Source organism: Myxococcus sp. XM-1-1-1 (assembly GCF_020037095.1).
GTDB lineage: Bacteria > Myxococcota > Myxococcia > Myxococcales > Myxococcaceae > Myxococcus > Myxococcus fulvus.
In genome coordinates, this window is the sequence record NZ_JAIQDH010000009.1 from 343,730 (window position 1) to 367,320 (window position 23,591).

The following is a 23,591-nucleotide window of genomic DNA, read 5'->3' on the forward strand; positions in this document are numbered from 1 at the left end:
ACATGGACTGGCTAATGTGAATTGAGAAGGGGCCTGCGCAGAGTGAGTGCAGGCTCGATGCGGTGAGGATGGAACCGAAGACATCCCAACTTCAAACCGTCCTAGGGTGGCCCCTTCTCCAGGTTCGGACATGGCTCGACGGGCTGGTCATCGGCGCGGCCGTGCAGGGCGAGAGCTTCAACTGGGTGGGCTTCGCGTTCACGGCCGCTGCTCGGGCCAGGGAAGAGCGGAGCCTGGACTGGGCTCACGTCGCCCTGCACATCTATGGCGTCCTCGCGGGACTTGAGGCTGGTGACAACGCCCACTCCGTCCGACTCTCGGAGATGAGCCTGCGAGTGTGGATGATTCGAGAACTCGGTTCACGGGCGGGAGACGCCGTCCTGGACCCGGACGTCATCTACAGCTGGTTTCAGGGCCTCATCGTCATGTCGATGGACGAGGCGGCCAAGCTCCTGGCCACCCCAGGCTGGCGCACCATCCCGACGCAGACACTCCTCAAGCTGCGGTACATGAAGAGCGCGCTCAATACGCTGGCGCACATCTCTGACTCAGGTGTGGTGGAGAAACACCCCGAGCTGAAGGACTGGCTCCAGTTCAGGAGCCGATTGCCCTGACCGAAGTGCGCCACCCCAAGGCTCACACCTCGATATCGAACGCGAGCGACAGCCGCTCATCGGGCTGCACGTGCAGCAGCCCCTCGCCCGTCGCGAGCGCACCCGCCGCGGCGGTCCACGGCTCCACGCAGACGAAGTCCTTCCCCTTCAGCGTCCACACCACCATCACCTTGAACTCAGGGCTCCACGACAGGTGGATGGGGCGCAGGCCCGGCCCGCGCGACAGCCGGGTCTCCTGCTTCGAGTGGTCCCGCAGGTGCAGGTCCACCTCGTCCGCCGTCAAATCCAACCCGGTGAACGGCACCTCGCGCTTCGTCCGGTTGTCCCAGCCGTGCGTCGCGTCCGTCTCCACCGTCGTCACCGACTTCGCCCCATCCGGCACCCGGAAGTACGGATGGAACCCCAGATGCACCGGCAAGGGCTCCATCCCGGGATTCTGGAGGTCGAAGTCGATGGTCAGCCGCCGTCCCACGAGCGAGAATGTGAGCTGCGCGTCGAACTCCCACGGATAGACCCGCAGCGTCTCCTCGTTGGACTTCAGCCCCAGCACCAACAACGAGTCCTCCGCCTGCCGCACCGCCCACGCCATCTTCCGGGCGAAGCCGTGCTGCGACAGGCTGAAGGACTTGCCATGCGCCGGATACGTGTCCCCAGGCAGCGGACCCGCGTTGGGGAACAGCACGGGGATTCCCCCGCGCACGTTCTTCGTCGGGTCCGCCACGGTGGCCTCATCGAGGTAGAGGATGTCCTCGTCCCCCACCTTGAAGCTCGTGACGAGCGCGCCGCGTGAAGGGATGACCTCCACGCAGCAGTCGTCACCCTTCAGCGAATACGTCTCCAGCCCCGCGATGCCCGGGAATGCTCGGCTCATGCGAGCCTAGATACCCCCATCGTGGGGGTCGCTGTCCATGAACGGATACGGCACCTTCGTCGGCGGCGCGAAGTTCTCCTTCACCGTCCGAGGACTCGTCCAGCGGATGAGGTTGAGCAGCGAGCCCGCCTTGTCGTTCGTCCCCGACGCACGCGAGCCACCGAAGGGCTGCTGTCCCACCACCGCGCCCGTGGGCTTGTCGTTGATGTAGATGTTGCCCGCCGCGTGCCGCAGCTCGCTCATCGCCGTGTCGATGGCCTTCCGGTCCCGCCCGAAGATGGCCCCCGTCAGCGCATACGTCGCGCTCTGGTCCACCTCGCGCAGCGTCTCCACGTACTTCGAATCCGGATACACGTGCACGCCCACCAGCGGCGCGAAGACCTCCTCGCGCATGATGCGGTGACGCGGGTCCTGCAACTGCACCAGCGTGGGCTTCACGAACCAGCCCTCCTTCCGGTCCGTCTCGCCACCCGCGACGATGCTCGCGTCCTTGTCCTGCTTCGCCAGCTCGATGTACGAGGAGACCTTCTTGAAGGACTTTTCGTCGATGACGGCGCCCATGAAGTTGCGGAAGTCCGTCACGTCGCCCATGCGGATGTCGCCGATGAGCGCCTGCAGCCGGGGCTTGAGCTTCGTCCAAAGCGACTCGGGCACGTACACGCGGCTGGCCGCCGAGCACTTCTGCCCCTGGTACTCGTAGCCACCGCGCACGATGGCCACCGCGAGCGCCTCCACGTCGTCCGCCGCGGACGCGTGCGCCACGATGAAGTCCTTGCCACCCGTCTCACCCACCAGCCGGGGGTACTGCTTGTACTTGCCGATGTTCTCCCCCACCGTCTTCCACATGGTGTTGAACGTCGGTGTGGAGCCGGTGAAGTGGATGCCGCCCAGATGGGGGCTGGCCAGCGTGGGGTTGCCCACCGTGGGCCCGTCGCCGTTGAGCATGTTGATGACGCCGTCGGGCAGGCCCGCCTCGCGCAGCATCTCCATGAAGTACCAGGCGCTCAGCGCCGATGTGGACGACGGCTTGAACAGCACCACGTTGCCCATCAGCGCGGGCGCGGTGCACAGGTTCATCGCGATGGACGTGAAGTTGAACGGCGCCACCGCGAACACGAAGCCGTCCAGCGGGCGGTAGTCCAACATGTTCCACGTCTGCGGCGACGACTCCGGCTGGATGGCGAGAATCTGCTCGGCGAAGTGGACGTTGTAGCGCAGGAAGTCGATGGCCTCACACGCGGCGTCGATCTCCGCCTGGTGGGCCGTCTTCGACTGACCCAGCATGGTGGACGCGTTGATGATGGGCCGGTAGCGCGTGGCGAGCAGCTCCGCGGCGCGCAGGAAGATGGCCGCGCGCGAGGAGAACGACATCCGCGCCCAGTCCTCCTTCACCGCGAGGCCCGCCTGGATGGCCTGCTCCACGTGGCTCGCGTCCGCCTCGTGCAGGGTGGCCAGCACGTGCGAGTGCCGGTGGGGCATGCGCACCGTGTCCGTCTTGCCGCTGCGCACCTGCTTGCCGCCGATGATGAGCGGGATGTCGATCTGCTCGCCGCTCATGCGCTTGAGCGTCGCCTGGAGCTCGCGGCGCTCGGGCGAACCGGGCGAGTAGGGGAGGATGGGCTCGTTGCGGGGAGCCGGGACGCGGGGGAAGGCGTTGATCACGCGAATGACCTCGGGACGGAGCGAAAAGGGCGGGGGAGCATAACCAACCGGCTCCTCCGGGGAAGCGTCGAAGCGGGCCGTCGTCAGCGCTCGGACACCCGCTGTCAACCCCTGACGCGCCCGGCTATTTCCCTCGGGAGCCCCTTGTCAGCCCACACCCAGGGAGGGGGGCACATTGACCGGGCGACATAGCGCGCGGTTACGATGGAGGCATGCGCATCCCGCCTCCGAGCCCCGCGATGCCGCCTCCTCCCGGCCTCCCCGCCCTGGAGGACGCGCTCCGCAGGGACCTGGAGCGGCTGGAGTACCCGAAGCGCTCCTGGGTGCTCCCGCGACACACCCGTGACGGCAAGGCCGTGCTGGATGTGCTCATCATCGGAGGCGGGCAGAGCGGCCTCACCGCGGCCTTCGGGCTCTTGCGCGAGAAGGTGACGAACCTGCTCGTGGTGGACGACGGCGAGCAGGACCTCGCGGGGCCGTGGAAGACGTTCGCGCGCATGCACACGCTGCGCACGCCCAAGCACCTCACCGGGCCGGACCACAACCTGCCCAACCTCAGCTTCCAGTCCTGGTTCGAGGCCCAGTACGGCGAGGCCGCCTGGGCGTCGTTGGAGCGCATCCCCAAGGAGCTGTGGGCGGACTTCCTCGGCTGGTACCGGCGCACGCTGAACATCCCCGTGCGCTGCCGCTCGCGCGCCGGAGCGCTGACCTGGAGCGCCGAGGACGACTGCTTCCACGTGCCGCTGGAGGACCTGCGCACCGGCGCCACCGAGGTCCTCTTCGTGCGCAAGGTGGTGCTCGCCACGGGCATCGACGGCTCGGGGCGCTGGGAAGTCCCATCCATCGTGGCGAACCTGCCGCGCGAACTGTACGCGCAGACACGCGAGGACATCGACTTCGAGGCCCTGCGCGGCCGCAAGGTGGGCGTGCTCGGCGCGGGGGCGTCCGCGTTCGACAACGCCTCCGTCGCGCTGGAGCACGGTGCCGGCGAGGTGCACCTGTTCTACCGGCGCAAGTCGCTGCCGTGCATCAACCCGTACCGCTGGGCGGAGTTCGTCGGCTTCCTCAAGCACCACGCGGACCTGCCGGACGCGGACAAGTGGCGCTTCATCCACCGCATCTTCGAGATGGGGCAGCTGCCCCCGGCGGACACGTACCGCCGCGCGTGCGCCTTCCCCCAGTTCCACCTGCACGCCCAGAGCCCGTGGCTGGACGCCGAGGTGGTGGACGGGCAGGCCCGCATCACCACCCCGCAGGGGCAGTACACCTTCGACAAGCTCATCGTCGGAAGCGGCACGGTGACGGACCTGTCGCTGCGGCCGGAGCTGGCGAACGTGCACACGGACATCGCGCTCTGGAAGGACCGCTTCACGCCGCCCGAGGGGCAGTCGCACGCGGACCTGCTGCGCCACCCGTACCTGGGGCCGGGCTTCGAGCTGCAGGAGAAGCAGCCGGGTCGCGCGCCGTACCTCCGCTCCATCTTCAACTACACCTTCGGGTGCCTGCTCTCGCTGGGCTTCGGCGGGGCGAGCATCTCCGGCATGAAGTACAGCCTGCCCAAGCTGACGGCGGGCGTGACGCGGCAGCTCTACCTGGATGACCGGGATGCGTTCTTCCGCTCCCTGGAATGCTTCGACGAGAGGGAATTCGAGCCATGAGCAGGGGTGAGTTCGGGCTGCGCAGTCGCCGCGTGCTGGCGGGCGGTGGGCTGCGCGAGGCGGTGGTGGTGGTGAAGGACGGCCGCGTGGAGAAGGTGGCCGGGCCCTCCGAGGCGCTCGGCGCGCTGTCGGTGACGGACGTGGGCCACCACGTGGTGATGCCCGGCGTGGTGGACTGCCACGCGCACATCAACGAGCCCGGCCGCACCGAGTGGGAGGGCTTCGAGACCGCCACGCGCGCCGCGGCGGCCGGAGGCATCACCACCGTGGTGGACATGCCGCTCAACTCGCTGCCGCCCACCACCACGCTCGACGCGCTGAAGCTCAAGGCGGACGCGGCCCGGGGCGCGAGCCAGGTGGACCATGGCTTCTGGGGCGGCGTGATTCCCGGCAATGCGGGCGAGCTGGAGGCGCTCATCGACGCGGGCATCGCGGGCTTCAAGTGCTTCCTGTGCCCCTCGGGTGTGGATGAGTTCCCTCCCGCGGACCGCGCGGTGCTCGACGTGGCCATGCCGATTCTCGCGCGGCGCGGTGTGCCGCTCATCGTGCACGCGGAGCTGGAGTCAGCGCTCCCGGAGGTCCGCGCAGAGGGGGCTCGCACGTACCGCGCCTATCTCGAGTCCCGGCCGCGCAGCTGGGAGCAGGACGCCATCCGGATGATGATGGAGCTGGCGCGAAAGCACCGCTGCCGCGTGCACATCGTCCACCTGTCCTCGGCGGACGCGCTGCCGCTGCTCATCGATGCGCGGCGCGAGGGGTTGGACGTGTCGGTGGAGACGTGTCCGCACTACCTGAGCTTCACCGCCGAGGAGATTGAGGACGGCGCGACCCACTTCAAGTGCGCGCCGCCCATCCGCGAGGCGGAGAACCGCGAGCGCCTGTGGGAGGGGCTCGCGCGCGGAGACATCGAGCTGGTGGTGTCGGACCACTCGCCCTGCACGCCCGCGCTCAAGCTGCTGGAGCGCGGCGACTTCGGCGCGGCGTGGGGTGGCATCGCGTCGCTGCAGCTCAGCCTGTCGGCGGTGTGGACCGAGGCGCGCAGGCGAGGCCTCGGTCTGGAGTCCCTCGTGCGCTGGATGTGCGAGGCGCCGGCCCGACTGGTGGGCCTGAGCGGTACGAAGGGCTCGCTCGTGCCGGGCGCGGACGCGGACCTCGTGGTGTTCGACCCCGAGACCACCTTCACCGTCGAGCCGTCACGGCTCCAGCACCGTCATCCCCTGACGCCGTACGCGGGCAGGACGCTCGCGGGCGTGGTGGAGCGCACGCTGCTGCGCGGAGAGACCATCTACGAGCGCGGGCAGCCCTTCCCGCGTCCCACGGGAAGCTGGGTGCGCCGGCCGTCCTCGGCGCGCATCGCCGCCTGACATCATTCCATCGGGAGAACACACGAAAATGCATGCACCCGAAGAGGGGAAGCTGCGCGTCGGCTTCACGGAGCTCATCGACCTGGCCGCCGAGAAGGTCGGCGGACAGGCCCTGCTGGCCAGTGACGAGTTCTTCGCCGGCAAGGAGAACCTGCTCAAGCCCGGTCGAGGCGTCTTCATCCCGGACAAGTATACCGAGCAGGGCAAGTGGATGGACGGCTGGGAGTCGCGCCGCAAGCGCGTGCCCGGCCACGACTGGTGCATCCTGAAGCTCGGCCTGCCCGGCGTGATTCGCGGCGTGGACATCGACACGAACCACTTCCTGGGCAACTTCCCCGAGTACGCCTCGGTGGACGCGCTGGAGGTCGAAGGCTCGCCGTCGCCCGAGTCGCTGGTGGACGCGGCGTGGACGCGCATCCTCCCGCAGCTCAAGCTGCAGGGTGGCTCGCGCAACCTCTTCGCCATCGCCGACGAGCGGCGCTGGACGCACCTGCGCCTCAACATCTACCCGGACGGCGGCGTGGCGCGCTTGCGCGTGCACGGCGAGGTGCGGCCGGACCTGGCGCGGCTGACGCGCGAGAAGGGCGCGGTGGACCTGGCGGCGGCGGAGAACGGCGGCACGGTGGTGGCGTGCAACGACGCGTTCTTCGGCACCAAGGACAACCTCATCCTGCCCGGCCGCGCGGCCAACATGGGCGAGGGCTGGGAGACGCGCCGCAAGCGCCTGCTGCCGGGCTTCGACTGGATTGTCGTGAAGCTGGCCGTGCCCGGCACCATCGAGCGCGTGGAGGTGGACACCGCCTTCTACAAGGGCAACTTCCCGGAGAGCGCGTCGCTCGAAGGCCTCTACCTGCGCGAGCCGCTGGTGGACTTCGCCAACGCGCACGACCTGGCGTGGACGGAGCTGCTGCCGCGCACGAAGCTCCAGGCGGACCACCGTCACCACTTCGAGGCCGAGCTGAAGGCGAAGGGCCCCTTCACCCACGTGCGCCTCAAAATCTTCCCCGACGGCGGAGTCAGCCGGCTGCTCGTCCACGGACGTCCGGCGTGAGCGCGCTCGAGCGACTCAACACGCTGCCCCCCGACGAGGCCCGCGCGGAGCTGAAGCGCTGCTGCGGTGCCTCGCGTTGGGCGGAGGCGATGACGAAGGCGCGGCCCTTCCGTGACGCCGAGCACCTGTTCTCCGAGGCCTCCCAGCAGTGGAGCCGCACGGGCCCGGAGGACTGGCGCGAGGCCTTCACGCACCACCCGCGCATCGGCGACGTGGCCTCGCTGCGCGCGAAGTTCGCCGCCACGGCGAGCTGGTCCTCGCAGGAGCAGGGCGGGGTGAGCGGCGCGGGAGAGGAGGTGCTCCAGGGCCTGGCCGATGGCAACCAGGCCTACGAGGAGCGCTTCGGCTTCATCTTCCTCGTGTGCGCGACGGGCAAGAGCGCCCAGGAGATGCTCGGCCTGCTGCGCGCGCGCCTGGGCAACGCCCCGGACGAGGAGCTGCGCATCGCCGCCGGTGAGCAGGCGAAAATCACCCGCATCCGATTGGAGAAGCTGCTGGCGTCATGAGCACCCTGTCCACCCATGTCCTCGACACGCACCGCGGCCGCCCGGCCTCCGGTGTTCCCATCACCCTGGAGCTGCAGGGGGCCCACGGCGACTGGAAGGAGCTGGCCCGGGGCGTCACCAACGACGACGGGCGCGTGCGCGACTTCCTGCCCGCGGGCGCCCGCGTGGAGACAGGCGTCTACCGGATGTCCTTCGACACGGGCGCGTACTTCCGCTCGCTCGGTGTGAAGGGCTTCTATCCGTCGGTGTCCGTCGTCTTCGAGCTGGGGGCGCCCGACGAGCACTACCACGTACCGCTGTTGCTCAGCCCCTTCGGCTACTCCACCTACCGGGGGAGCTGACCTCAGGCCTTGGTGACGACCTGCGCGGTGGGGGCCGCCGCCGACACGGGCGCGCTCCCCCGCTGCAGCAGCGCGTGGATTTCGGCGATGAGCAGCGCGGGCTTCACGGGCTTGACCAGGTAGGCATCCGGCACGGGCAGGCTCGCGTCGCTGTCCGAGCGGGGCGCGAAGCCGCTGACGAAGACGACGGGGATGTGCTGAAGCGAGGGCTCCTGACGGAAGCGGCGGCACAGCTCGTACCCGTCCATGCCCTCCATGTTCACGTCGGACAGGAGCAGGTCCGGCGGCTGGGCCAGGGCCTTCTCCAGGCCCTCCTCGCCGCTCGACGCCGCCGTGCAGTCGAAGTCCCCGGACAACAGCAGGCGCAGTGTCTCGCGCATCGTCCACGAGTTCTCGACGATGAGGACCTTGGGCTTCACGGTGCTCGGGCTCCTCCGGTGCCGGCGGCGCGCCGTGGGGCGACGACCGTCCGAAACCACGAGCATCACCGCACCGCGCCCGCCGTCGCAAGGGGTCTGCCCCCACCCCTGGACAGAGGTACAAGGCCGAGCGGGCGTCGGAGGCCTACTCCTCGGGCGGGGGATTCTCCAGGCCGCGCCGGGACACCTCCGAGTCGGGCTCCTCGTCGCCGCGGGCCTCGCGCTCGGGGACCTGCTCGTTTGTCCACTCCTCCCCGCGATCCACGCGGGCCTCCCAGTCCGTGTCACGCGTGGGGGTCACGTCCCCGGCGCCTTCGTCCGCGAGCCGACGGCTCACGTCGCGCGCGCCCTCATCCTGCGCGTCCTCCACCTCGCCGCGATTCCTCGGCTGGAAGTCCCCGCGCGTCGGCCGCGTGTCGTTGGGTCCTCGAGGAATGCCCGCCATGTTGCACCTGCCTGGGTGTGGGTGTCGCCTGCCCGACTCAACCTCCGAAGTCCCGATGCGCGGGACAAGTGCTGGCGGATATCAGGCCGCCTGCCTGGGCGGTGGGGGGCAGGGGTTTCTTCCGTGTCGTCGGAGCGTGTCCCGATACATGGAAACGTGATATTCCATCGACTTCTGGATTCTGCCGACCTTCCGGTCCCGCCTTCGTGAGCGACGAAGAGAAGACAACCGTCCTGGACGAGCGCAGCCGTCCTCCGAGCAGCACGTGGGGGGAGCGCATCCGCACGCCCGTCACCCTGCCGGGGGACGCCGCGGGCGTGCGACGCTCGTTGGAGCTCGGAATGGTGGTGACGGGCCGCTACCGGGTGGAGGGCCTCTTGGGCGAGGGCGGCATGGGCCGCATCTGGCTGGCGGAGGACCTGCACGAGCGGCGCAAGGTCGCGCTCAAGGAGATGCAGGTCCCCGCGGGGCTGACGGCGGCGAAGACGGAGGAGCTGGTGCTGATGTTCCGGCACGAGTTCTTCGCGATGAAGAAGCTGCAGCACCCCGGCACGCTGAAGGTGTTCGACTGGGGGATGACGGAGGCCGGCAACCGCTTCATCACCATGGAGGTGGTGGACGGGCAGGACCTGAGCACCCTGGCGCGCGAGTCCCCGCTGGACACGCGCACGCTGTACCGGGTGCTCCTCCAGATGGCGCAGGTGCTGGCGTTCATCCACTCGCGCCTGTACGTGCACTGCGACATCAAGGCGAGCAACGTGCGCATCACCCGCTCCGGCGCGGTGAAGCTGATGGACTTCGGGGTGATGCACCAGCTGGGCACCCCGAGCCCCGGCAAGCTCAAGGGCACGCTGGAGTACCTGGCCCCCGAGTGGCAGCGTGGCGCGAGCATCGACGGGCGCGCCGACCTCTACTCGCTGGGGGTGATGGCGTACTACCTGGTGACGGGGAAGCTGCCCTTCAAGCGCAACACGCCCGCGGCGCTGCTCGCCGAGCACCTGACGCGGCCGCCGCCCAAGCCATCCTCGCTGGGGCCGGTGGACCCGCAGCTGGAGGAGATCATCCTCCTGCTGTTGGCGAAGGACCCGCGCGAGCGCTTCCAGGACGCCGCCGAGCTGATGGAGGCGCTGTGCCACGCCAGCGGCGAGCCGATGCCGGAGGAGCCCCTGTCGGCGCGCTCCAGCTACCTGCACGTGCCGGAGGTGGTGGGGCGCGCGGCGGAGCTGGAGTCGCTGATGAACGGGCTGGCCGAGGCGGACTGGGGCCAGTCGCGCGCGGTGCTGCTGGGCGCTCCGGCGGGCGTGGGCAAGACGCGGCTGCTGCAGGAGTTCGAGCTGCAGGCGAAGCTGGCGGAGCTGCCGTTCGGACGGGGGCAGTGTCGCGCGGAGGGGCAGGCGCCGCTGACGCCCATCGCGCAGGCGCTGCGCGCGCTGATTCCGCACACGCCCACGGAGGTGATGGAGCGGCTGTCGCCGAGGCTCTCGAGGCTCCTGCCCGCGATGTCGGCGGAGGGCTCGGGCGTCGCGCAGGTGCCGGGCGAGGAGAAGCTGGGGTTCTTCGGCGCGCTGGCGGAGTGGGTGCAGGGGCTGGGCAAGCGGATGACGTTCGTCCTGTGCTTCGAGGACCTGCACTGGGCGGACACCGCGTCGCTGGAGGTGCTCAACGTGCTCATCCGCGCGCTGCACGGCACGCGCGGCATGGTGGTGTGCACGTTCCGCTCGGGGGAGCTGAGCCGGCTGAGCCTGGCGTTCCAGACGGTGGACGAGAAGCTCACCTGGCGCATGGATCTGGAGCCGCTGGCGGCCGAGCACGTGGGCACGTTGGTGGGGCTGGCGCTGCCGGGCCTGGAGGTGCCGGAGAGCTTCGTCGCGCGGCTGCACGAGACGACGGGGGGCAACGCGTTCTTCGCCACGGAGTGTCTGCGCGCGCTGGTGGAGGAGGGCGCGCTGACGCGCGTGGGTGGACGCTGGACGGCGGAGGAGGGGCTGGACACGCGGCCCTTGCCCGCGAGCATCCAGGCGGCGGTGCTCGAGCGCCTGTCCTCCGCGCCGGTGGAGCAGGTGTCGCTCTTGAGGCGGCTGGCGCCGGCGGGGCGCAGCCTGGAGCTGCCCATGGTGCGGGCGCTGGCGGACCTGCCGGAGTCGGAGCTGTTCGCGGTGCTGGATGGAATCGTGGAGCGGCAGTTCCTCCAGGAGGAGGAGGGCCGGTACGTCTTCACGCACGACACCGTGCACCAGGCCGTCTACGACAGCATGTCGGAGGACGAGCGGCGCGCGGCGCACGCGCGGGTGGCGCTGGCGCTGCAGACGCTCTACTCGCAGCGGCCGGACCTGACGCGCACGGTGGGGTGGCACTACCTGCGCTCGTCGGAGCCGGAGCTGGCGATCGGTCCGTTGCTGGACGCGGGGCGCGCGGCGATGGAGGCGCAGGCGTTGCTGGAGGCGACGCTGCTCTTGAAGGAGGCCTCCACGCTGCTGGAGTCCGCGCCGGACTTCCCGGGGCGCGACAGGCTGCTGTTGCGCATCTGGGTGACGCTGGTGGAGGTGGGCTACGCGAGTGACCCGCCCAGCTCGCTGGCCTTCGCGGAGAAGCTCTTCGCGCACTGGGCGTCGACGGTGGACCTGGAGGAGGGGCGGCGGGTTGCGCTCGCGCAGCTCGACGGGGCGTGCTCGGCGCCCGAGGACGAGCGGCCGGCACGCCTGAGGGAATTGTTCCGCGAGCGCGAGGCGGACGCGCAGGTGGCGCCGGCGGACATCTTCTGGAAGCAGGCGGAGCTGCGCATCCTCCAGGCGATGGCGCTGGCCATCGTCGGGCGCACGAAGGATTTGGACGCGTTGCTGGAGCGGGTGCGGCGCGAGCAGCCGGAGGTGTCGCCGTACCGGGCCGCGACGTTGTTGGCGCCGGCGGTGCTCAGCGCGTACACGGGCCGCTCGGCGGGGGTGGTGGAGGCGCAGTTCGAGCAGCTCACGCGGCTGCGCGGGCTGCGCGAGGTGATGGGCCGGCTGCCTCGGCGCCTGGCGTGGGCGTTGGGGATGGGCGGCTACATGATGAACATGAACCTGGCGCTGCGCGGCGAGCCGCTGGACGCGCAGGCGACGCGGGATGGCTACGCGGTGGCGGAGGCGCACGGCTTCACGGACGTGCGGGCCTTCCACCTGTTCACGGTGGTGACGCGCGCGGCGTTCACGGGGGATGCGGCGGCCTTCGTGCCGGCGTTCACGGAGAAGAGTGACCTGGTGCGCCGGCTGGGCAACCCCCGGTTGATGGAGCGCAACCTGGCCATCTTCACGCCGCCCTACTATCTGGAGCGCGGCGAGCACGAGCACGTGGCGGCGGTGGTGGCGCGCGGCGAGGCGCTGGCGCGGGTGCTGCCGGAGGACCGCTGGTTGCAGTGCCACGTGCAGACGTACCAGGCGTGCCGGGACGTGCTGTTCGAGGACGCGGCGGCGGTGCGCCAGTCGCTGCCCCGGGCGCTGGCGGCGGCGCGTGAGAGTGGCCTCCGGATGGAGACGCTCTTGCGCGTCTACCAGTCGCGCTTCGAGCGCGAGCAGGGCCACCTGGAGGCGGCGCGCGAGGCGGCGCAGACGGCGCTGTCGCGGTCGATGGACCCGGTGCTGGCCAATCCCTGGGACGAGGTGCTGGCGCGCCGGGCGATGGCCGCGCTGCTGCCGGGCGAGGACGGGCTGACGCACCTCAAGCGCGCGCTCGCGCTGGCGGAGCTGACGGGCAACGTGTTGCAGGTGGGGCACGTGCGCCTGGCGCTCGCGGAGCGGGCGATGACGATGGACGCGGCGGTGGCGGAGTTGACGGCGGCGGAGACGGCCTTCACCGAGGCGCGGGCGTCGAACCTGCTGGCCCAGGCGACGTCGCTGCGTGGCGCGCTCCAGCGCAGCGCGGAGTCCCGACGGAGCGCTTGAGACGGCTCGCGTGAAGTGACCGCATCATGGACGGAACGCTCCGGCGACGTGCGGGCGCGCGAGCCCACGTGAAACGCAGCACCGCTGAGGGAGCACTGCGCGCTCTGGCAACGCACGGGACGCGATGCTCTCTTGGAGGGGTGTGGTGCCGCGCTGCGCGGGAGCCGGAAGGTACGCCGCCTCACGTCACGCGCAGGTGTCACGGCGAACAGCCGGCGCCAGGAGGGTAGAGTGCGCGGCATGGCCCTCCCGCCCCTGCGCTTCTGTTTCGACTATCTCTCCCCCTACGCCTACCTCGCGTGGACGCGCATGCCCGCCCTCGCCGCGCGCCATGGCCGCGTGCTGGAGCCCGTCCCCGTGCTGCTCGCGGGCGTGCTCAACGCCACCGGCAACATCGGCCCCGCCGAGGTCCCCGCCAAGCGCGGCTATATCTTCAAGCACACCTTCCGCATCGCCCACGAGCTGGGCGTGCCCTTCGGCCCCCCTCCCTCGCATCCCTTCGTCCCGCTGCTCCCGTTGCGCGTGACGGCCGCCGTGGATGACCTGGAGGCCCGCGCCCGATTGGTGTCGGCTCTCTACGCGGAGGCCTGGGGCGGCGGGAAGGGCGTGGAGTCGCCCGAGCAGGTCACCGTGGCCCTCCGCGCCGCGGGCCTGGATGCCCCCGCGCTGCTCGAGGCCGCCGGCCGCCAGGACATCAAGGACCGCCTGCGCCGCAACACCGAGGAGGCCATCGCCGCGGGCGCCTTCGGCGTGCCCACCGTGCTCGTGGGCGACGAGCTGTTCTTCGGCGTCGACTCGCTGGGGCACCTGGAGCGCTTCCTCGAGGGCAAGGATCCGCTCAAGGGCGTGGACCTGGAGCGCTGGCGCTCCCTGCCGTCGACCGCCTCCCGACGCTGAACGCGGGTGGTGCGAAAGCACCTGGAGTTTGGGCTAGGGTGCCCCGCTGGCCCAAGCCCCAGGGGCGGGCCACGTCTCCAGGTGCTCACCGAATGAACGTCCTCGCCGAGCTGGGCATCGTCGTCGCGGGTCTCGTGCTCGCCATCGTCCTCCTGGCGCTCAACTTCTGGCGCGCCGTGCTGTTCCTCTTCCCCCACACGGTCCGCGTGGAGCCCGAGGCGCCCGCCGACCAGATGGACCTGCCCCTGGAGCTGGCGCAGGTCTCCATCCACCTGCAGGCCCTGGGCTTCGTGGCGCTCGGCAGCCACGAGGAGAAGCCGCCGCTCCAGAAGGCCACGCGCTCCTACGACTGGGCCCACCCCACCGAGCGCGTCTTCGCCACCGTGTACCAGACGGCGGACGGCGAGCCCCGGCTCTACTTCCTCACCCCCCTGGCCCCGGAAGGCTTCGTCATCACCGCCGGTTATCGCCGGCCCGCCCTGGATGTGCCCGGCGTCTACCGGAGCGGTTCACTGGCGGACGCTCCGCCGGAGCGTCTGCTGCGCGCCCACCTGCGCCGCATGGAGGGCCTGACGCCCGCCAGCGACTTCTCGTGGGAAGGTCGGGTGGAGGCCGGACGTTCCTGGTATCGCGGGCTCGGCCGGAAGGAGATCCGCCGGCAGAACCTGCAAGGGCTGTTGTGGACGGTGATGGCGCTTGCCATCGTCGCCAGCGCCTTCCTGGGACGGCGCGCGGCCTGAAACCCCGCCAGGACCATCACTGCGCGCGTGCACCGCGCGCCCCTTGGGAGTAGGTAGACGAGCACCATGAAGAGCGTGTCCAAGACCGAGGAAATCTTCTTTCTTTCCGGCAAGCGCACCCCGTTCGGCACCTATGGCGGCAGCCTGAAGGACCTGAGCGCCACCGACCTGGCCGTGGAGTCCGCGAAGGCCGCTTTCGCCCAGTCGAAGGTGTCCCCGGAGCTGGTGCAGCACGTCGTGTACGGCAACGTGGTGCAGACGAGCGCGGATGCCATCTACCTGCCCCGCCACGTGGGCCTGAAGACGGGCGTGCCCGTCCCCGTGCCGGCCCTGGGGGTCAACCGCCTGTGCGGCTCCGGCTTCCAGGCGTTCGTCACCGCGGCGGAGCTGATGCTCACCGAGCAGGCGAGCTGCGTGCTGGCCGGCGGCACCGAGTCCATGAGCCAGGCGCCCCACGTCATCCGCGGCGCGCGCTGGGGCCTGCCGCTGGGCAAGGGCAGCCTGGAGGACATGCTGTGGACGGCGCTGACGGACAGCTACACCGGCCAGCCGATGGCGCTCACCGCCGAGCAGCTCGCGGTGGACTACGCGCTCACCCAGGACCAGGTGGACGAGTACGCGGTGCTCACGCAGAAGCGCTTCGCCGCCGCGCAGGAGGCGGGCCGCTTCCAGGATGAAATCGCGCCCATCACCCTCAAGGGGAAGAAGGGCGACGTCGTCGTCTCCAAGGACGAGCACAACCGCCCGGAGACCACGGTGGAGGGCCTGCGCAAGCTGCCCAAGGTCTTCAAGAAGGACGGCGTGGTGCACGCGGGCGCGGCCAGCGGCATCTGCGACGGCGCCGGCAGCATGGTGATGGCGACGGGCAGCTTCGTGCAGAAGCACGGCCTGAAGCCCATCGCCCGGCTGGTGAACTGGGGCGTGTCCGGGTGTGACCCGAAGGTGATGGGCATCGGCCCGGCGCCCGCCATCCGCCAATTGCTGGAGCGCGCGCAGGCGAAGCTCTCCGATGTGGACCTGTTCGAGGTGAACGAGGCCTTCGCGCCCCAGTACCTGGCGGTGGAGAAGGAGCTGGGGCTGCCGCGCGAGCAGACCAACGTCAACGGCGGCGCCATCGCGGTGGGCCACCCGCTGGGCGCGTCCGGCGCGCGCATCACCACGACGCTCGTCTATGAGCTCAAGCGTCGCGGTGGACGCTATGGTATCGGCTCCGCCTGCATCGGGGGCGGTCAGGGCATCGCCGTGTTGGTCGAGGCGCTCTGATGCCCGAACACGACTTCCAACCGGGACGCGAGATGACGAACGAGGTGGATGCGAAGACGGCCCGCGAGCGGGCCAAGGCTATCGCCGAGCAGCGTCGGGCGGAGCGCCGCAACCGCAAGCGCAAGTGCGTCGTGTGCGGCGTGGAGGAGAGCGACAAGACGCCCCTCACCGCCCACCCGGAGGGCATCGGCCCGGCCTGCAAGGACGAGGTCTCCTGCCAGAACCGCCGGGCCGCCGCCTCGCGCCCGTGACCCGACACGGGGCCTGGCGGGGCGTCCACCCGCGCGAGGCCCTCGCCCGCAGCGCCGCCACCCGTTGTCGACTGCGTGACGGTGGGAGCCCTGGCGCCACGCGGGGTCGGGGTGGGGCCGCCAGGACCGCTCAAGGCCGGTAAATCGGGCCCGTTTCTTGATAGCGGAATCGTCTCGGGGTAAACGTCCAGAATCTCAGCTTGAGACGAGGGTCGGAATGGGCGTTACGAGCTTCACGGGAGTCAAGGTGTTCTCCACCACGCTCGCGCGTGATCGCGAGAACATGGGTGAGAACATCACCAAGTGGCTCAAGGAGAATCTGGTCAACATCGAGGTGGTGGACAAGGTGGTGACCCAGTCCTCGGACAAGGAGTTCCACTGTCTGACCATCACGATTTTCTACCGCGCGAAGACGGCCTGATTCGGCGGTTCTCGACGCTGGACGTCGACGTACGAGGGCGCTCTCCCGGGACCGGGTGGGGCGCCCTTCGTCGTTTGGGGTTGCGAAGCCGGCGGGGTTCCACCACCTTTGGTCGACTTGTCGAGCCCGTAGTGGAGGAATGAATGCGACCGATGCGCAGCTTCGGCGGCCGGGGTGGCGGTGGTGGGGTCCCCGGCCTGGAGACCACGGCGTCCAAGCTGGCGGTGGGCCTGGTGGCGGGCTCCGTGCTCTTCCTGGTGCTGCGCTACCAGGGCGCGGGCAACAGCCTGCTCCTGCTGCTGTCGCCCAATACCGTCTTCGGCAACCTCTTCCTCTGGCAGCCCTTCACCTACGCCTTCATCGAGAGCGAGCCGTTCAGCATCCTCTTCGGCGCGCTGCTCTTGTGGTCCATCGGCGGGTGGCTGGAGAGCTACTGGGGCTCGAAGCGGCTGTTGATGGTGGCGGTGGGCTGCACGGCGCTCGCCGGCTTCGTGCTGGGCGTGGTGGGGCTCTTCATGCCGCTGCCGGCGGGCTACCAGGGCGGCTGGGTGATGGGCTCGGTGCTGTGGGTCGCCTACGGCCTGGTCATCGGCAAGGGGCAGACGAACTTCTGGGGCATCCCCCTGTCGGGCAACGCGTTCGCCGGCATCGGCGCGGGCTTCGTGGTGCTGCGCGTGCTGACGGCGGGCTTCTTGAGCCAGCTGCCGCATGTCGTCGCGCTGCTGCTGGTGTTCGCCTACGTCAAGGGCGCCAGCCCCAAGCGGTTCATGCTGCAGCTGCAGCACTGGCGGCTGCAGCGACAGCTGAAGGACCGCTCCAAGCACCTGCACGTGGTGGGCAGGAACAAGGACAAGCCGGACCGCGACCAGTACCTGAACTGAGCCGAAAGGCTCAGTGGGCCGCCTCCGGGTGGCCGTACTGCTTGAGCTTGCGGTAGAGCGTGGCCACGCCGATGTCGAGCTGCTCGGCGGTGCGCGCCCGGTTGCCCGCGTTCTGCGCCAGCACCGCGAGGATGTACTCCTTCTCCATGTCCTCAAGCCTGCGCGGGTTGCCGCTGGGCATGAGGCTGGGCGGCGCGGCGCGGACCTCCTCCGGCAGGTCCTCGCGCTCCACGCGGCTGCCCTCGCATAGGGCCACCGCGCGCTCCAGGGCGTTGCCCAGCTCGCGCACGTTGCCGGGCCACTCGTAGCGCAGGAGCTGGTCGGCCGCGTCCGGTGACAGGCCCGACACCTTGCGGCCCAGCCGCTCCGCGGCCTCGGCGAGCAGCAGCCGGGCCAGGGGCAGGATGTCCTCGCGTCGCTCGCGCAAGGGGGGGATGCGCAGCTCGATGACGCGCAGGCGGTAGTAGAGGTCCTGGCGGAAGCGACCGGACTTCACCTCCTCGCTCAAGTCGCGGTTGGTGGCGGCCACCACGCGCACGTCCACCTTGCGGCTGGTGTTCTCTCCCACGCGCCGCACCTCCTTCTCCTGCAGCGCGCGCAAGAGCTTGGCCTGCATGGAGGCCGGCACCTCGCCCACTTCATCCAGGAAGAGGGTGCCGCCGTGCGCGGCCTCGAAGAGGCCCGGCCTGTCGTGGGTCGCGCCGGTGAAGGCGCCCTTCACGTGGCCGAACAGCTCGCTCTCCAGGAGGCTCTCGGTGACGGCCGCGCAGTTGACGGCCACGAAGGCCTTGTGCGCGCGCGTGGACTCGTCGTGGATGAGGCGGGCGATTCTCTCCTTGCCCACGCCGCTCTCGCCGGTGACGAGCACCGTGGAGTCCACCTTCGCCGCGCGGCGGCCCAGGTTGATGACCCGCTGCATGGCCTCCGCGCGCGCCACCATGCCGGCCGGGTCTTCCGTCACGCCCACGCGCGCGAGCGACTGGCGCTTGGCGCGCAGCTTGCGCTCCGCCTGCTTCAGCGCGTCCGTCACCTGGGCGAGCACGCCCTCCATGCACTGCGTCTCGTAGAAGCGCAGCACCTCCTTGCACTCGGTGGTCCACTCCTCCGAGGGGCGGCCGACGATGTGGCACGCCGCGTCCCCCTGGCCCACGCAGCGCAGCTCCGTGCAGTAGATTTCCCGGCCGTTGACGTAGCTCATGTACCCGGACGCGAAGCCGGTGAGGCTCCAGCACACCGGGTGGTCCGCGCGGCCCAGGTGCAACAGGTGCTGCTCGGCCTCGTACGAGTCGCGCCACTGCGCCTCGGCGAAGGGCTCCGGGCCCTCCTCGGGCTTGCGCTCCATCCGCTCCACCCGCACCTGGCCCTGCAGCGTGTGCAGCCGCCCGCCCGCGCGGCGCCACAGGGACTCATCCGTCCAGGGCACCGCCCCCTTCATCGCCTCCGCCGTGCGCCAGCCGTGCGCGTAGCCCAGCCGCGTGAAGATGCCCCGCGCGGCCGTCATGCCCATCAGGTTCACCAGCTCCTTGCGGAGCAGTCCCAGCGCCACCGGGTCCATGAGCAGCACCCGCTGCCCCGCGAAGTGGATGAGCCCGCCCCCCGGTTCGAAGGACAAGAGCTCGCCCAGCCCCAGCTCGAATTGACCCGCCACGGTGTCCCGCTCCTTCCAAAGTGATGCCTCTCTCTATCGTTTTGAGATGTTTCCTGCACGACAGGTTGTGAGGTGGGAGTCATTTCAGGGGGTTGGAATCCCGGGGACGTTGGTCCTGGGGTTGCAGTAGAAGGCGCCATCATGGGAGGCGGCTTGGACAGGCGAGGAGTGCTGCAGGGCATGGCGGCGGCCGGGGTGGCGGGCGCCCTGGGCACGGGCTCCGCGAGCGGGCAGGCGAAGGCCCCCGCGCTCTTCGTCTCCCATGGCTCGCCGATGGTGGCGCTGGACACGGACGCGTACCCGCGGGCGCTCAAGAGCTTCGGTGAGGGCGTGTCCACGGCGAAGGCGCTCGTCGTCGTCTCCGCGCACTGGGAGACGCCCGGCGAGGTGCGCGTCACCGCCAGCGAGCGGCCGCCGCTCGTCTATGACTTCCACGGTTTTCCGAGCGCGCTGTACCAGCTTCGCTACGCGGCGCCGGGAGCGCCCGCGCTGGCCACGGACGTGGTGGGCCGGCTGAAGTCCGCGGGCCTCGAGGCCGTCGCGGACGGCGAGCGCGGGTTGGACCATGGCGCGTGGGTACCGCTGCTCCACACGTTTCCACGCGCGACGTTGCCGGTGGTGCAGGTGTCGATGCCGCTGGGCGCGCGCGCGGCGGACATCGCGAGGATGGGCGAGGTGCTGCGGCCGCTGCGTGAAGAAGGCGTGCTGCTGATGGGCAGTGGTGGCATCGTCCACAACCTGCGCCGGGTGAATTTCCGAGAGAAGGATGCGTCCCCGGAGCCGTGGGCGCAGTCGTTCGACACGTGGGTCGCGAACAAGTTGGAGGCGCGCGACTTCACGGGGCTTCAATCATGGTTGGATGCACCCAATGCGACGCTCGCGCATCCAAGGGCCGAGCATTTGTTGCCGCTGTACTTCGTCCTCGGAGCCGCCCTCCCCGAAGACCGCATCACCCCCGTGTTCGAGGGCTTCCATCACGGAACCTTGTCCATGCGCAGCTTCGCGCTGCGCGCCTGAACCCGCAGTTCATCATTCGAGGAGCACACCCCTATGAAGACGACCCTGAAGAGCGCGATTGCCCTGCTGGTGGCCCTGCCGTCCCTCGCCTTTGCCGCCACGTGGGACGTGGACCCGGCCCACTCCAGCGCGGGCTTCACCGTGAAGCACATGATGGTGTCGAACGTGACGGGCTCGTTCAACATCAAGCAGGGCGCGGTGAACCTGGACGACAAGGACATCACCAAGTCCACCGTGGAGGCCACGCTCGACGCGGCGACGGTGAACACGGGCAACGCCAAGCGTGACGAGCACCTGAAGGCGCCGGACTTCTTCGACACGGCGAAGTACCCCACCATCACCTTCAAGTCGACGAAGGTGGAGAAGGCGGGCGAGGGCAAGCTGAAGGTCACCGGCAACCTGACCATGCACGGCGTCACCAAGCCGGTCGTCCTGGACGTCACGGGCCCGTCGAAGGAGTCGAAGGACCCCTGGGGCAACACCCGCACGGGCGTGTCCGCCACGACGAAGCTGAACCGCAAGGACTTCGGCCTGACCTACAACACGGCGCTGGAGACGGGCGGCGTGGCGGTGGGTGAGGAAGTCACCGTGAACCTGGACCTGTCCCTGACGAAGAAGGCGGACGCCGCCGCCCCCGCGAAGAAGTAGTCCGCGGGTCGCTCGACAGCGACTGACGTGAATGAAGGGCCTCCACGGTGTGGGGGCCCTTCTTCGTTTCGTGCGTGGGCGCTTCGTGTCGGCGCGCGCGCGGAAATGAAAGAGGGGCCGCCACGGTGGTGGGGCCCCTCGGGTGTGGCTTTCGTGGAGGGCTTCAGCCCTCGGCGACGGCCTGCACGCTGGCGCGGTAGATGAAGATGCGCGCGGTGTTGGTGCGCTGGTCGGCGGGGACGACGAAGAAGCCCGGGGTGGTGCTCTTGAAGTCCTGGGAGAAGCCCGCGACCTGGCGGCCGTCGTTGAAGGTGACGCGAATCTTCTGGCCCTCGGCCTGGGGCTGACGCGCGCCGGCGGGGAGCATGAAGAAGATGGCCTTCACGCGCTTGCCGGGAATCTGCTCCGGGGCGAAGCCGCTCTGCTGCTCCAGGGAGATGACCTCGTCGAGCAGGTCCGCGTCGCGGATGGTGCCGCGCTTCACCTGGCCTTCCACGGTGTGGATGATGACGCGGTGTTCGCCCTCGATGAACGAGGTGATGGAGTCGGCGTGCAGGGGCACGGCGGCGGCGAAGAGCGGCTCCCTCACGGCGGCGAGCGGCTGCGGGCTCGAGGCCAGGGAGGGCGTGGCTCGCGCGGGAGGCGCGGGGTAGGGCGAGCGCAGGGCCGCGCTCATCGCCGCGGCGGCCACGGCGGTGGCGGGCGTCGGCGTGGGCTCGGGGGCCTCTTCCACCAGCTCGATTTCGGCGAGCTCCTGCTCTTGTTCCTGCTCGAACTCGACGGGGACCTCTTCCTCGATGGAGGCGGAGAGGTCCGTCACGGGGGCGCCGAACGCGTGGCCGTTCTGGGCCTGCCAGGAAGAGGCGGGCGCGGCGGGCTGCTCCTCGGCCCAGGAGACCTCCTCGGCCTGGATGGGCTCGGCTGGGAGCTGCTCGGTGGCGGAGAGCTCGACCATCGGCTCCACGTCGACCGGGGCCTCGCTCCACTCGGCCTGCGCGTTGGACGGCTCCTCGGTGGCGGTGTTGTTCCAGGTCGACGAGTCCTGGGCGGAGGACCACTCGGACTGGACGGCGTCGGCCGGGAGCTCTTCGGTGGTGGACCACTCGGGCTGAGCCGTGTGGGGCGCGTCGGTCGAGGACCACTCGGCCTGGACGGCGTCGGCAGGGAGCTCTTCGGTGGCGGACCACTCGGGCTGAGCCGTGGGGGGCTCGGTCGAAGCAGTGGGCTCTTCAGAGAGGACGGCGTCGGCGGGGAGCTCTTCGGTGGCGGACCACTCGGGCTGAGCGGTGGGGGACTCTGCGGCCGACGCGGACCAATCGGTCTGCACGGCGTCCGCCGCAATCTCCGGCGTCGCGGACCACTGGGACTGTTCGGAGGGGGCCGCCGTGGCGTTGGCGGACCACTCGGTCTGGACGGCGTCCGCGGGAAGCTCATCCGTCGTGGAGGCCCACTCCGGTTGCGCGGCAGTTGACGAGGCAGACCAGTCGGTCTGCACCGCGTCTGGGGCAATCTCCGGCGTGGAAGCCCACTCGGGCTGCGCCGCGTCCACGGGAATCTCTTCGGTGGCGGACCAGTGGGGCTGAGCGGCAGGAGCCTCCGTCGAGGCTGCGGACCAATCGGACTGCACGGCGTCCGCAGGGAGCTCTTCCGTGGCGGACCACTCGGGCTGCACCGCATCCGCGGGAAGCTCTTCGGCGGCGGCCCACTCGGGCTGCGCGGCAGGCGCCTCCGTCGAGGATGCGGACCAATCGGACTGCACGGCATCCGCGGGAAGCTCTTCGGTGGCGGCCCATTCGGGCTGCGGGGCGGTCGACGAGGCAGACCAGTCGGTCTGCACCGCGTCTGGAGCAAGCTCCGACGTGGCCTCCCACTCGGGCTGCGCGGCGGGAGTCTCCGTCGAGGTGGCGGACCACTCGGCTTGCACTGCATCCGCGGGAAGCTCTTCCGTGGCGGCCCATTCAGGCTGCGCCGCAGGGGGCTCCGCCGTGGACGAAGACCACTCGGCCTGCACCGCGTCCGCGGGAAGCTCTTCCGCGGCAGACCAGTCAGTCTGCGCGGCAGGCGTCTCCGTTGATGACGCAGTCCACTCCGTCTGAACGGCGTCCGGGGCAATCTCCGGCGTGGTCGCCCACTCGGGCTGCGCGGCAATTACATCTGTCGAGGAGGATGACTCTGCCTGCACGGCGTCCGGGGCAATTTCCGGCGTCGCCTCCCACTCGGGCTGCGGAGCGCTCGCCTCTGTCGCGGACCACTCGGCCTGCACGGCGTCGGCGGGAAGCTCTTCCGTGGCGGCCCACTCGGGCTGGGCGGCGGGAGTCTCCGTCGAGGAAGCGGACCACTCGGCCTGCACGGCGTCGGCGGGAAGCTCTTCCGTGGTGGCCCACTCGGACTGCGCGGTAGGCGTCTCCGTCGAGGACGAAGACCATTCGGCCTGCACCGCATCCGCAGAGAGTTCTTCGGCGGCGGCCCAGTCGGGCTGGGCGGCGGGCGTCTCTGTCGACGTGGCGGACCACTCGGACTGCACGGCGTCGGCGGGAAGCTCTTCCGTGGCGGACCACTCGGGCTGGGCGGCGGGCGTCTCCGTCGAGGTGGCGGCCCACTCGGCTTGCACCGCATCGGCGGGAAGCTCTTCCGTGGCGGACCACTCGGCCTGCACGGCGTCGGCGGGAAGTCCTTCGGCGGCGGTCCACTCGGGCTGAGCGGCAGGTGCCTCCGTCGTGGACGAAGACCACTCGGCCTGCACGGCGTCGGCGGGAAGCTCTTCGGTAGCAGCCCACTCCGGCTGAGTGGTAGGTGCCTCCGTCGTGGACGAAGACCACTCGGACTGCACGGCGTCGGCGGGAAGCTCTTCCGTGGCGGCCCACTCGGGCTGCGCGGCGGGAGTCTCCGTCGTGGACGAGGACCACTCGGCCTGCACCGCGTCGGCGGGAAGCTCTTCCGTGGTGGCCCACTCGGGCTGCGCGGCGGGAGTCTCCGT

21 protein-coding genes are annotated in these 23,591 nt (G+C 70.2%); 15 read left to right on the forward strand and 6 right to left on the reverse strand.

What is annotated here, in order from left to right:
- The first annotated feature begins 68 nt into the window (after nucleotides 1-68).
- Entirely contained in the window at nucleotides 69-614 is a 546-nt protein-coding gene (locus tag K8640_RS20370; RefSeq protein WP_223748529.1) for a hypothetical protein, read from the forward strand.
- Between the two features lie 22 nt (nucleotides 615-636).
- Here K8640_RS20370 and K8640_RS20375 read toward each other — a convergent pair whose 3' ends face one another.
- Together K8640_RS20375 and pruA are read right to left on the reverse strand one after the other, a co-directional pair.
- Nucleotides 637-1,485, reverse strand: coding sequence for an aldose epimerase (locus tag K8640_RS20375; RefSeq protein ID WP_223748530.1), 849 nt, complete (start codon nucleotides 1,483-1,485; stop codon nucleotides 637-639).
- 6 nt (nucleotides 1,486-1,491) lie between these two features.
- Nucleotides 1,492-3,147 carry an L-glutamate gamma-semialdehyde dehydrogenase gene (gene pruA / locus K8640_RS20380; RefSeq protein WP_223748531.1) on the reverse strand — a complete coding sequence of 552 codons (1,656 nt, stop codon included), beginning with the start codon at nucleotides 3,145-3,147 and terminating at the stop codon, nucleotides 1,492-1,494.
- Between the two features lie 212 nt (nucleotides 3,148-3,359).
- Here pruA and K8640_RS20385 point away from each other — a divergent pair, with 212 nt between their 5' ends.
- The 5 genes from K8640_RS20385 to uraH are packed head-to-tail and all read left to right on the forward strand — an operon-like array spanning nucleotide 3,360 to nucleotide 8,067.
- Nucleotides 3,360-4,805 (forward strand): FAD/NAD(P)-binding protein, encoded by a 1,446-nt coding sequence (locus K8640_RS20385; protein ID WP_223748532.1) that lies wholly within the window; start codon nucleotides 3,360-3,362, stop codon nucleotides 4,803-4,805.
- Nucleotides 4,802-6,169, forward strand: a complete 1,368-nt coding sequence (gene allB, locus K8640_RS20390) for an allantoinase AllB (RefSeq protein WP_223748533.1) — start codon at nucleotides 4,802-4,804, stop codon at nucleotides 6,167-6,169. The genes K8640_RS20385 and allB overlap by 4 nt, the downstream gene beginning before the upstream one ends.
- Before the next feature lie 28 nt (nucleotides 6,170-6,197).
- Nucleotides 6,198-7,220 (forward strand): allantoicase, encoded by a 1,023-nt coding sequence (alc, locus tag K8640_RS20395; RefSeq protein WP_223748534.1) that lies wholly within the window; start codon nucleotides 6,198-6,200, stop codon nucleotides 7,218-7,220.
- A complete protein-coding gene (uraD, locus tag K8640_RS20400; RefSeq protein WP_223748535.1) occupies nucleotides 7,217-7,726 on the forward strand; it encodes a 2-oxo-4-hydroxy-4-carboxy-5-ureidoimidazoline decarboxylase in 510 nt (169 codons plus the stop codon). Before alc ends, uraD begins: the two co-directional genes overlap by 4 nt.
- Nucleotides 7,723-8,067, forward strand: a complete 345-nt coding sequence (uraH, locus tag K8640_RS20405; protein ID WP_223748536.1) for a hydroxyisourate hydrolase — start codon at nucleotides 7,723-7,725, stop codon at nucleotides 8,065-8,067. The genes uraD and uraH overlap by 4 nt, the downstream gene beginning before the upstream one ends.
- 2 nt (nucleotides 8,068-8,069) lie before the next feature.
- Here the strand turns inward: uraH and K8640_RS20410 are convergent, their stop codons facing one another.
- Together K8640_RS20410 and K8640_RS20415 are read right to left on the reverse strand one after the other, a co-directional pair.
- Nucleotides 8,070-8,486, reverse strand: a complete 417-nt coding sequence (locus K8640_RS20410) for a response regulator (protein ID WP_223748537.1) — start codon at nucleotides 8,484-8,486, stop codon at nucleotides 8,070-8,072.
- Between the two features lie 145 nt (nucleotides 8,487-8,631).
- The gene (locus K8640_RS20415; protein WP_223748538.1) at nucleotides 8,632-8,931 is read right to left on the reverse strand and encodes a hypothetical protein; all 300 of its coding nucleotides are present in this window, start codon (nucleotides 8,929-8,931) and stop codon (nucleotides 8,632-8,634) included.
- 341 nt (nucleotides 8,932-9,272) lie between these two features.
- On the opposite strand from K8640_RS20415, the gene K8640_RS20420 reads away from it, so the two are divergent.
- From K8640_RS20420 to K8640_RS20450, 7 genes are all read left to right on the forward strand, one after another.
- Nucleotides 9,273-12,848: a protein kinase domain-containing protein gene (locus K8640_RS20420; RefSeq protein WP_223748555.1), complete on the forward strand. Its 3,576-nt coding sequence runs from the start codon at nucleotides 9,273-9,275 to the stop codon at nucleotides 12,846-12,848.
- Between the two features lie 240 nt (nucleotides 12,849-13,088).
- Nucleotides 13,089-13,745 (forward strand): 2-hydroxychromene-2-carboxylate isomerase, encoded by a 657-nt coding sequence (locus tag K8640_RS20425; protein WP_223748539.1) that lies wholly within the window; start codon nucleotides 13,089-13,091, stop codon nucleotides 13,743-13,745.
- A gap of 92 nt (nucleotides 13,746-13,837) precedes the next feature.
- Nucleotides 13,838-14,485 carry a hypothetical protein gene (locus K8640_RS20430; protein ID WP_223748540.1) on the forward strand — a complete coding sequence of 216 codons (648 nt, stop codon included), beginning with the start codon at nucleotides 13,838-13,840 and terminating at the stop codon, nucleotides 14,483-14,485.
- 66 nt (nucleotides 14,486-14,551) lie between these two features.
- Nucleotides 14,552-15,748: an acetyl-CoA C-acetyltransferase gene (locus tag K8640_RS20435; RefSeq protein ID WP_223748541.1), complete on the forward strand. Its 1,197-nt coding sequence runs from the start codon at nucleotides 14,552-14,554 to the stop codon at nucleotides 15,746-15,748.
- 32 nt (nucleotides 15,749-15,780) lie between these two features.
- Nucleotides 15,781-15,999: a hypothetical protein gene (locus K8640_RS20440; RefSeq protein ID WP_141323581.1), complete on the forward strand. Its 219-nt coding sequence runs from the start codon at nucleotides 15,781-15,783 to the stop codon at nucleotides 15,997-15,999.
- Between the two features lie 217 nt (nucleotides 16,000-16,216).
- Nucleotides 16,217-16,420, forward strand: a complete 204-nt coding sequence (locus K8640_RS20445) for a hypothetical protein (protein ID WP_046715756.1) — start codon at nucleotides 16,217-16,219, stop codon at nucleotides 16,418-16,420.
- Nucleotides 16,421-16,563: 143 nt separating this feature from the next.
- Nucleotides 16,564-17,301, forward strand: coding sequence for a DUF1751 domain-containing protein (locus K8640_RS20450; RefSeq protein ID WP_223748542.1), 738 nt, complete (start codon nucleotides 16,564-16,566; stop codon nucleotides 17,299-17,301).
- 10 nt (nucleotides 17,302-17,311) lie between these two features.
- On the opposite strand, the gene K8640_RS20455 is transcribed toward K8640_RS20450, so the two are convergent.
- Nucleotides 17,312-18,949 carry a sigma-54-dependent Fis family transcriptional regulator gene (locus tag K8640_RS20455; RefSeq protein ID WP_141323539.1) on the reverse strand — a complete coding sequence of 546 codons (1,638 nt, stop codon included), beginning with the start codon at nucleotides 18,947-18,949 and terminating at the stop codon, nucleotides 17,312-17,314.
- 141 nt (nucleotides 18,950-19,090) lie between these two features.
- On the opposite strand from K8640_RS20455, the gene K8640_RS20460 reads away from it, so the two are divergent.
- Nucleotides 19,091-19,966: a dioxygenase gene (locus K8640_RS20460; protein ID WP_223748543.1), complete on the forward strand. Its 876-nt coding sequence runs from the start codon at nucleotides 19,091-19,093 to the stop codon at nucleotides 19,964-19,966.
- A 33-nt stretch (nucleotides 19,967-19,999) separates the two neighbouring features.
- The gene (locus tag K8640_RS20465) at nucleotides 20,000-20,614 is read left to right on the forward strand and encodes a YceI family protein (protein ID WP_223748544.1); all 615 of its coding nucleotides are present in this window, start codon (nucleotides 20,000-20,002) and stop codon (nucleotides 20,612-20,614) included.
- A gap of 163 nt (nucleotides 20,615-20,777) precedes the next feature.
- On the opposite strand, the gene K8640_RS20470 is transcribed toward K8640_RS20465, so the two are convergent.
- Nucleotides 20,778-23,591: DUF6982 domain-containing protein (locus K8640_RS20470; protein ID WP_407940326.1), on the reverse strand; the 2,814-nt coding region annotated here is incomplete at its 5' end.

What these genes read in the sequence shown, in the direction of transcription:
- K8640_RS20435 (WP_223748541.1), top strand. Translation starts at nt 14,552, where the DNA reads ATGAAGAGCGTGTCCAAGACCGAGGAAATCTTCTTTCTTTCCGGCAAG.
- K8640_RS20425 (WP_223748539.1), top strand. Translation starts at nt 13,089, where the DNA reads ATGGCCCTCCCGCCCCTGCGCTTCTGTTTCGACTATCTCTCCCCCTAC.
- K8640_RS20465 (WP_223748544.1), top strand. Translation starts at nt 20,000, where the DNA reads ATGAAGACGACCCTGAAGAGCGCGATTGCCCTGCTGGTGGCCCTGCCG.
- K8640_RS20440 (WP_141323581.1), top strand. Translation starts at nt 15,781, where the DNA reads ATGACGAACGAGGTGGATGCGAAGACGGCCCGCGAGCGGGCCAAGGCT.
- K8640_RS20450 (WP_223748542.1), top strand. Translation starts at nt 16,564, where the DNA reads ATGCGACCGATGCGCAGCTTCGGCGGCCGGGGTGGCGGTGGTGGGGTC.
- K8640_RS20445 (WP_046715756.1), top strand. Translation starts at nt 16,217, where the DNA reads ATGGGCGTTACGAGCTTCACGGGAGTCAAGGTGTTCTCCACCACGCTC.
- alc (WP_223748534.1), top strand. Translation starts at nt 6,198, where the DNA reads ATGCATGCACCCGAAGAGGGGAAGCTGCGCGTCGGCTTCACGGAGCTC.
- K8640_RS20370 (WP_223748529.1), top strand. Translation starts at nt 69, where the DNA reads ATGGAACCGAAGACATCCCAACTTCAAACCGTCCTAGGGTGGCCCCTT.
- K8640_RS20420 (WP_223748555.1), top strand. Translation starts at nt 9,273, where the DNA reads ATGGTGGTGACGGGCCGCTACCGGGTGGAGGGCCTCTTGGGCGAGGGC.
- K8640_RS20385 (WP_223748532.1), top strand. Translation starts at nt 3,360, where the DNA reads ATGCGCATCCCGCCTCCGAGCCCCGCGATGCCGCCTCCTCCCGGCCTC.
- K8640_RS20375 (WP_223748530.1), bottom strand. Translation starts at nt 1,485, where the DNA reads ATGAGCCGAGCATTCCCGGGCATCGCGGGGCTGGAGACGTATTCGCTG.
- K8640_RS20460 (WP_223748543.1), top strand. Translation starts at nt 19,091, where the DNA reads ATGGGAGGCGGCTTGGACAGGCGAGGAGTGCTGCAGGGCATGGCGGCG.
- K8640_RS20430 (WP_223748540.1), top strand. Translation starts at nt 13,838, where the DNA reads ATGAACGTCCTCGCCGAGCTGGGCATCGTCGTCGCGGGTCTCGTGCTC.
- allB (WP_223748533.1), top strand. Translation starts at nt 4,802, where the DNA reads ATGAGCAGGGGTGAGTTCGGGCTGCGCAGTCGCCGCGTGCTGGCGGGC.
- uraH (WP_223748536.1), top strand. Translation starts at nt 7,723, where the DNA reads ATGAGCACCCTGTCCACCCATGTCCTCGACACGCACCGCGGCCGCCCG.
- K8640_RS20415 (WP_223748538.1), bottom strand. Translation starts at nt 8,931, where the DNA reads ATGGCGGGCATTCCTCGAGGACCCAACGACACGCGGCCGACGCGCGGG.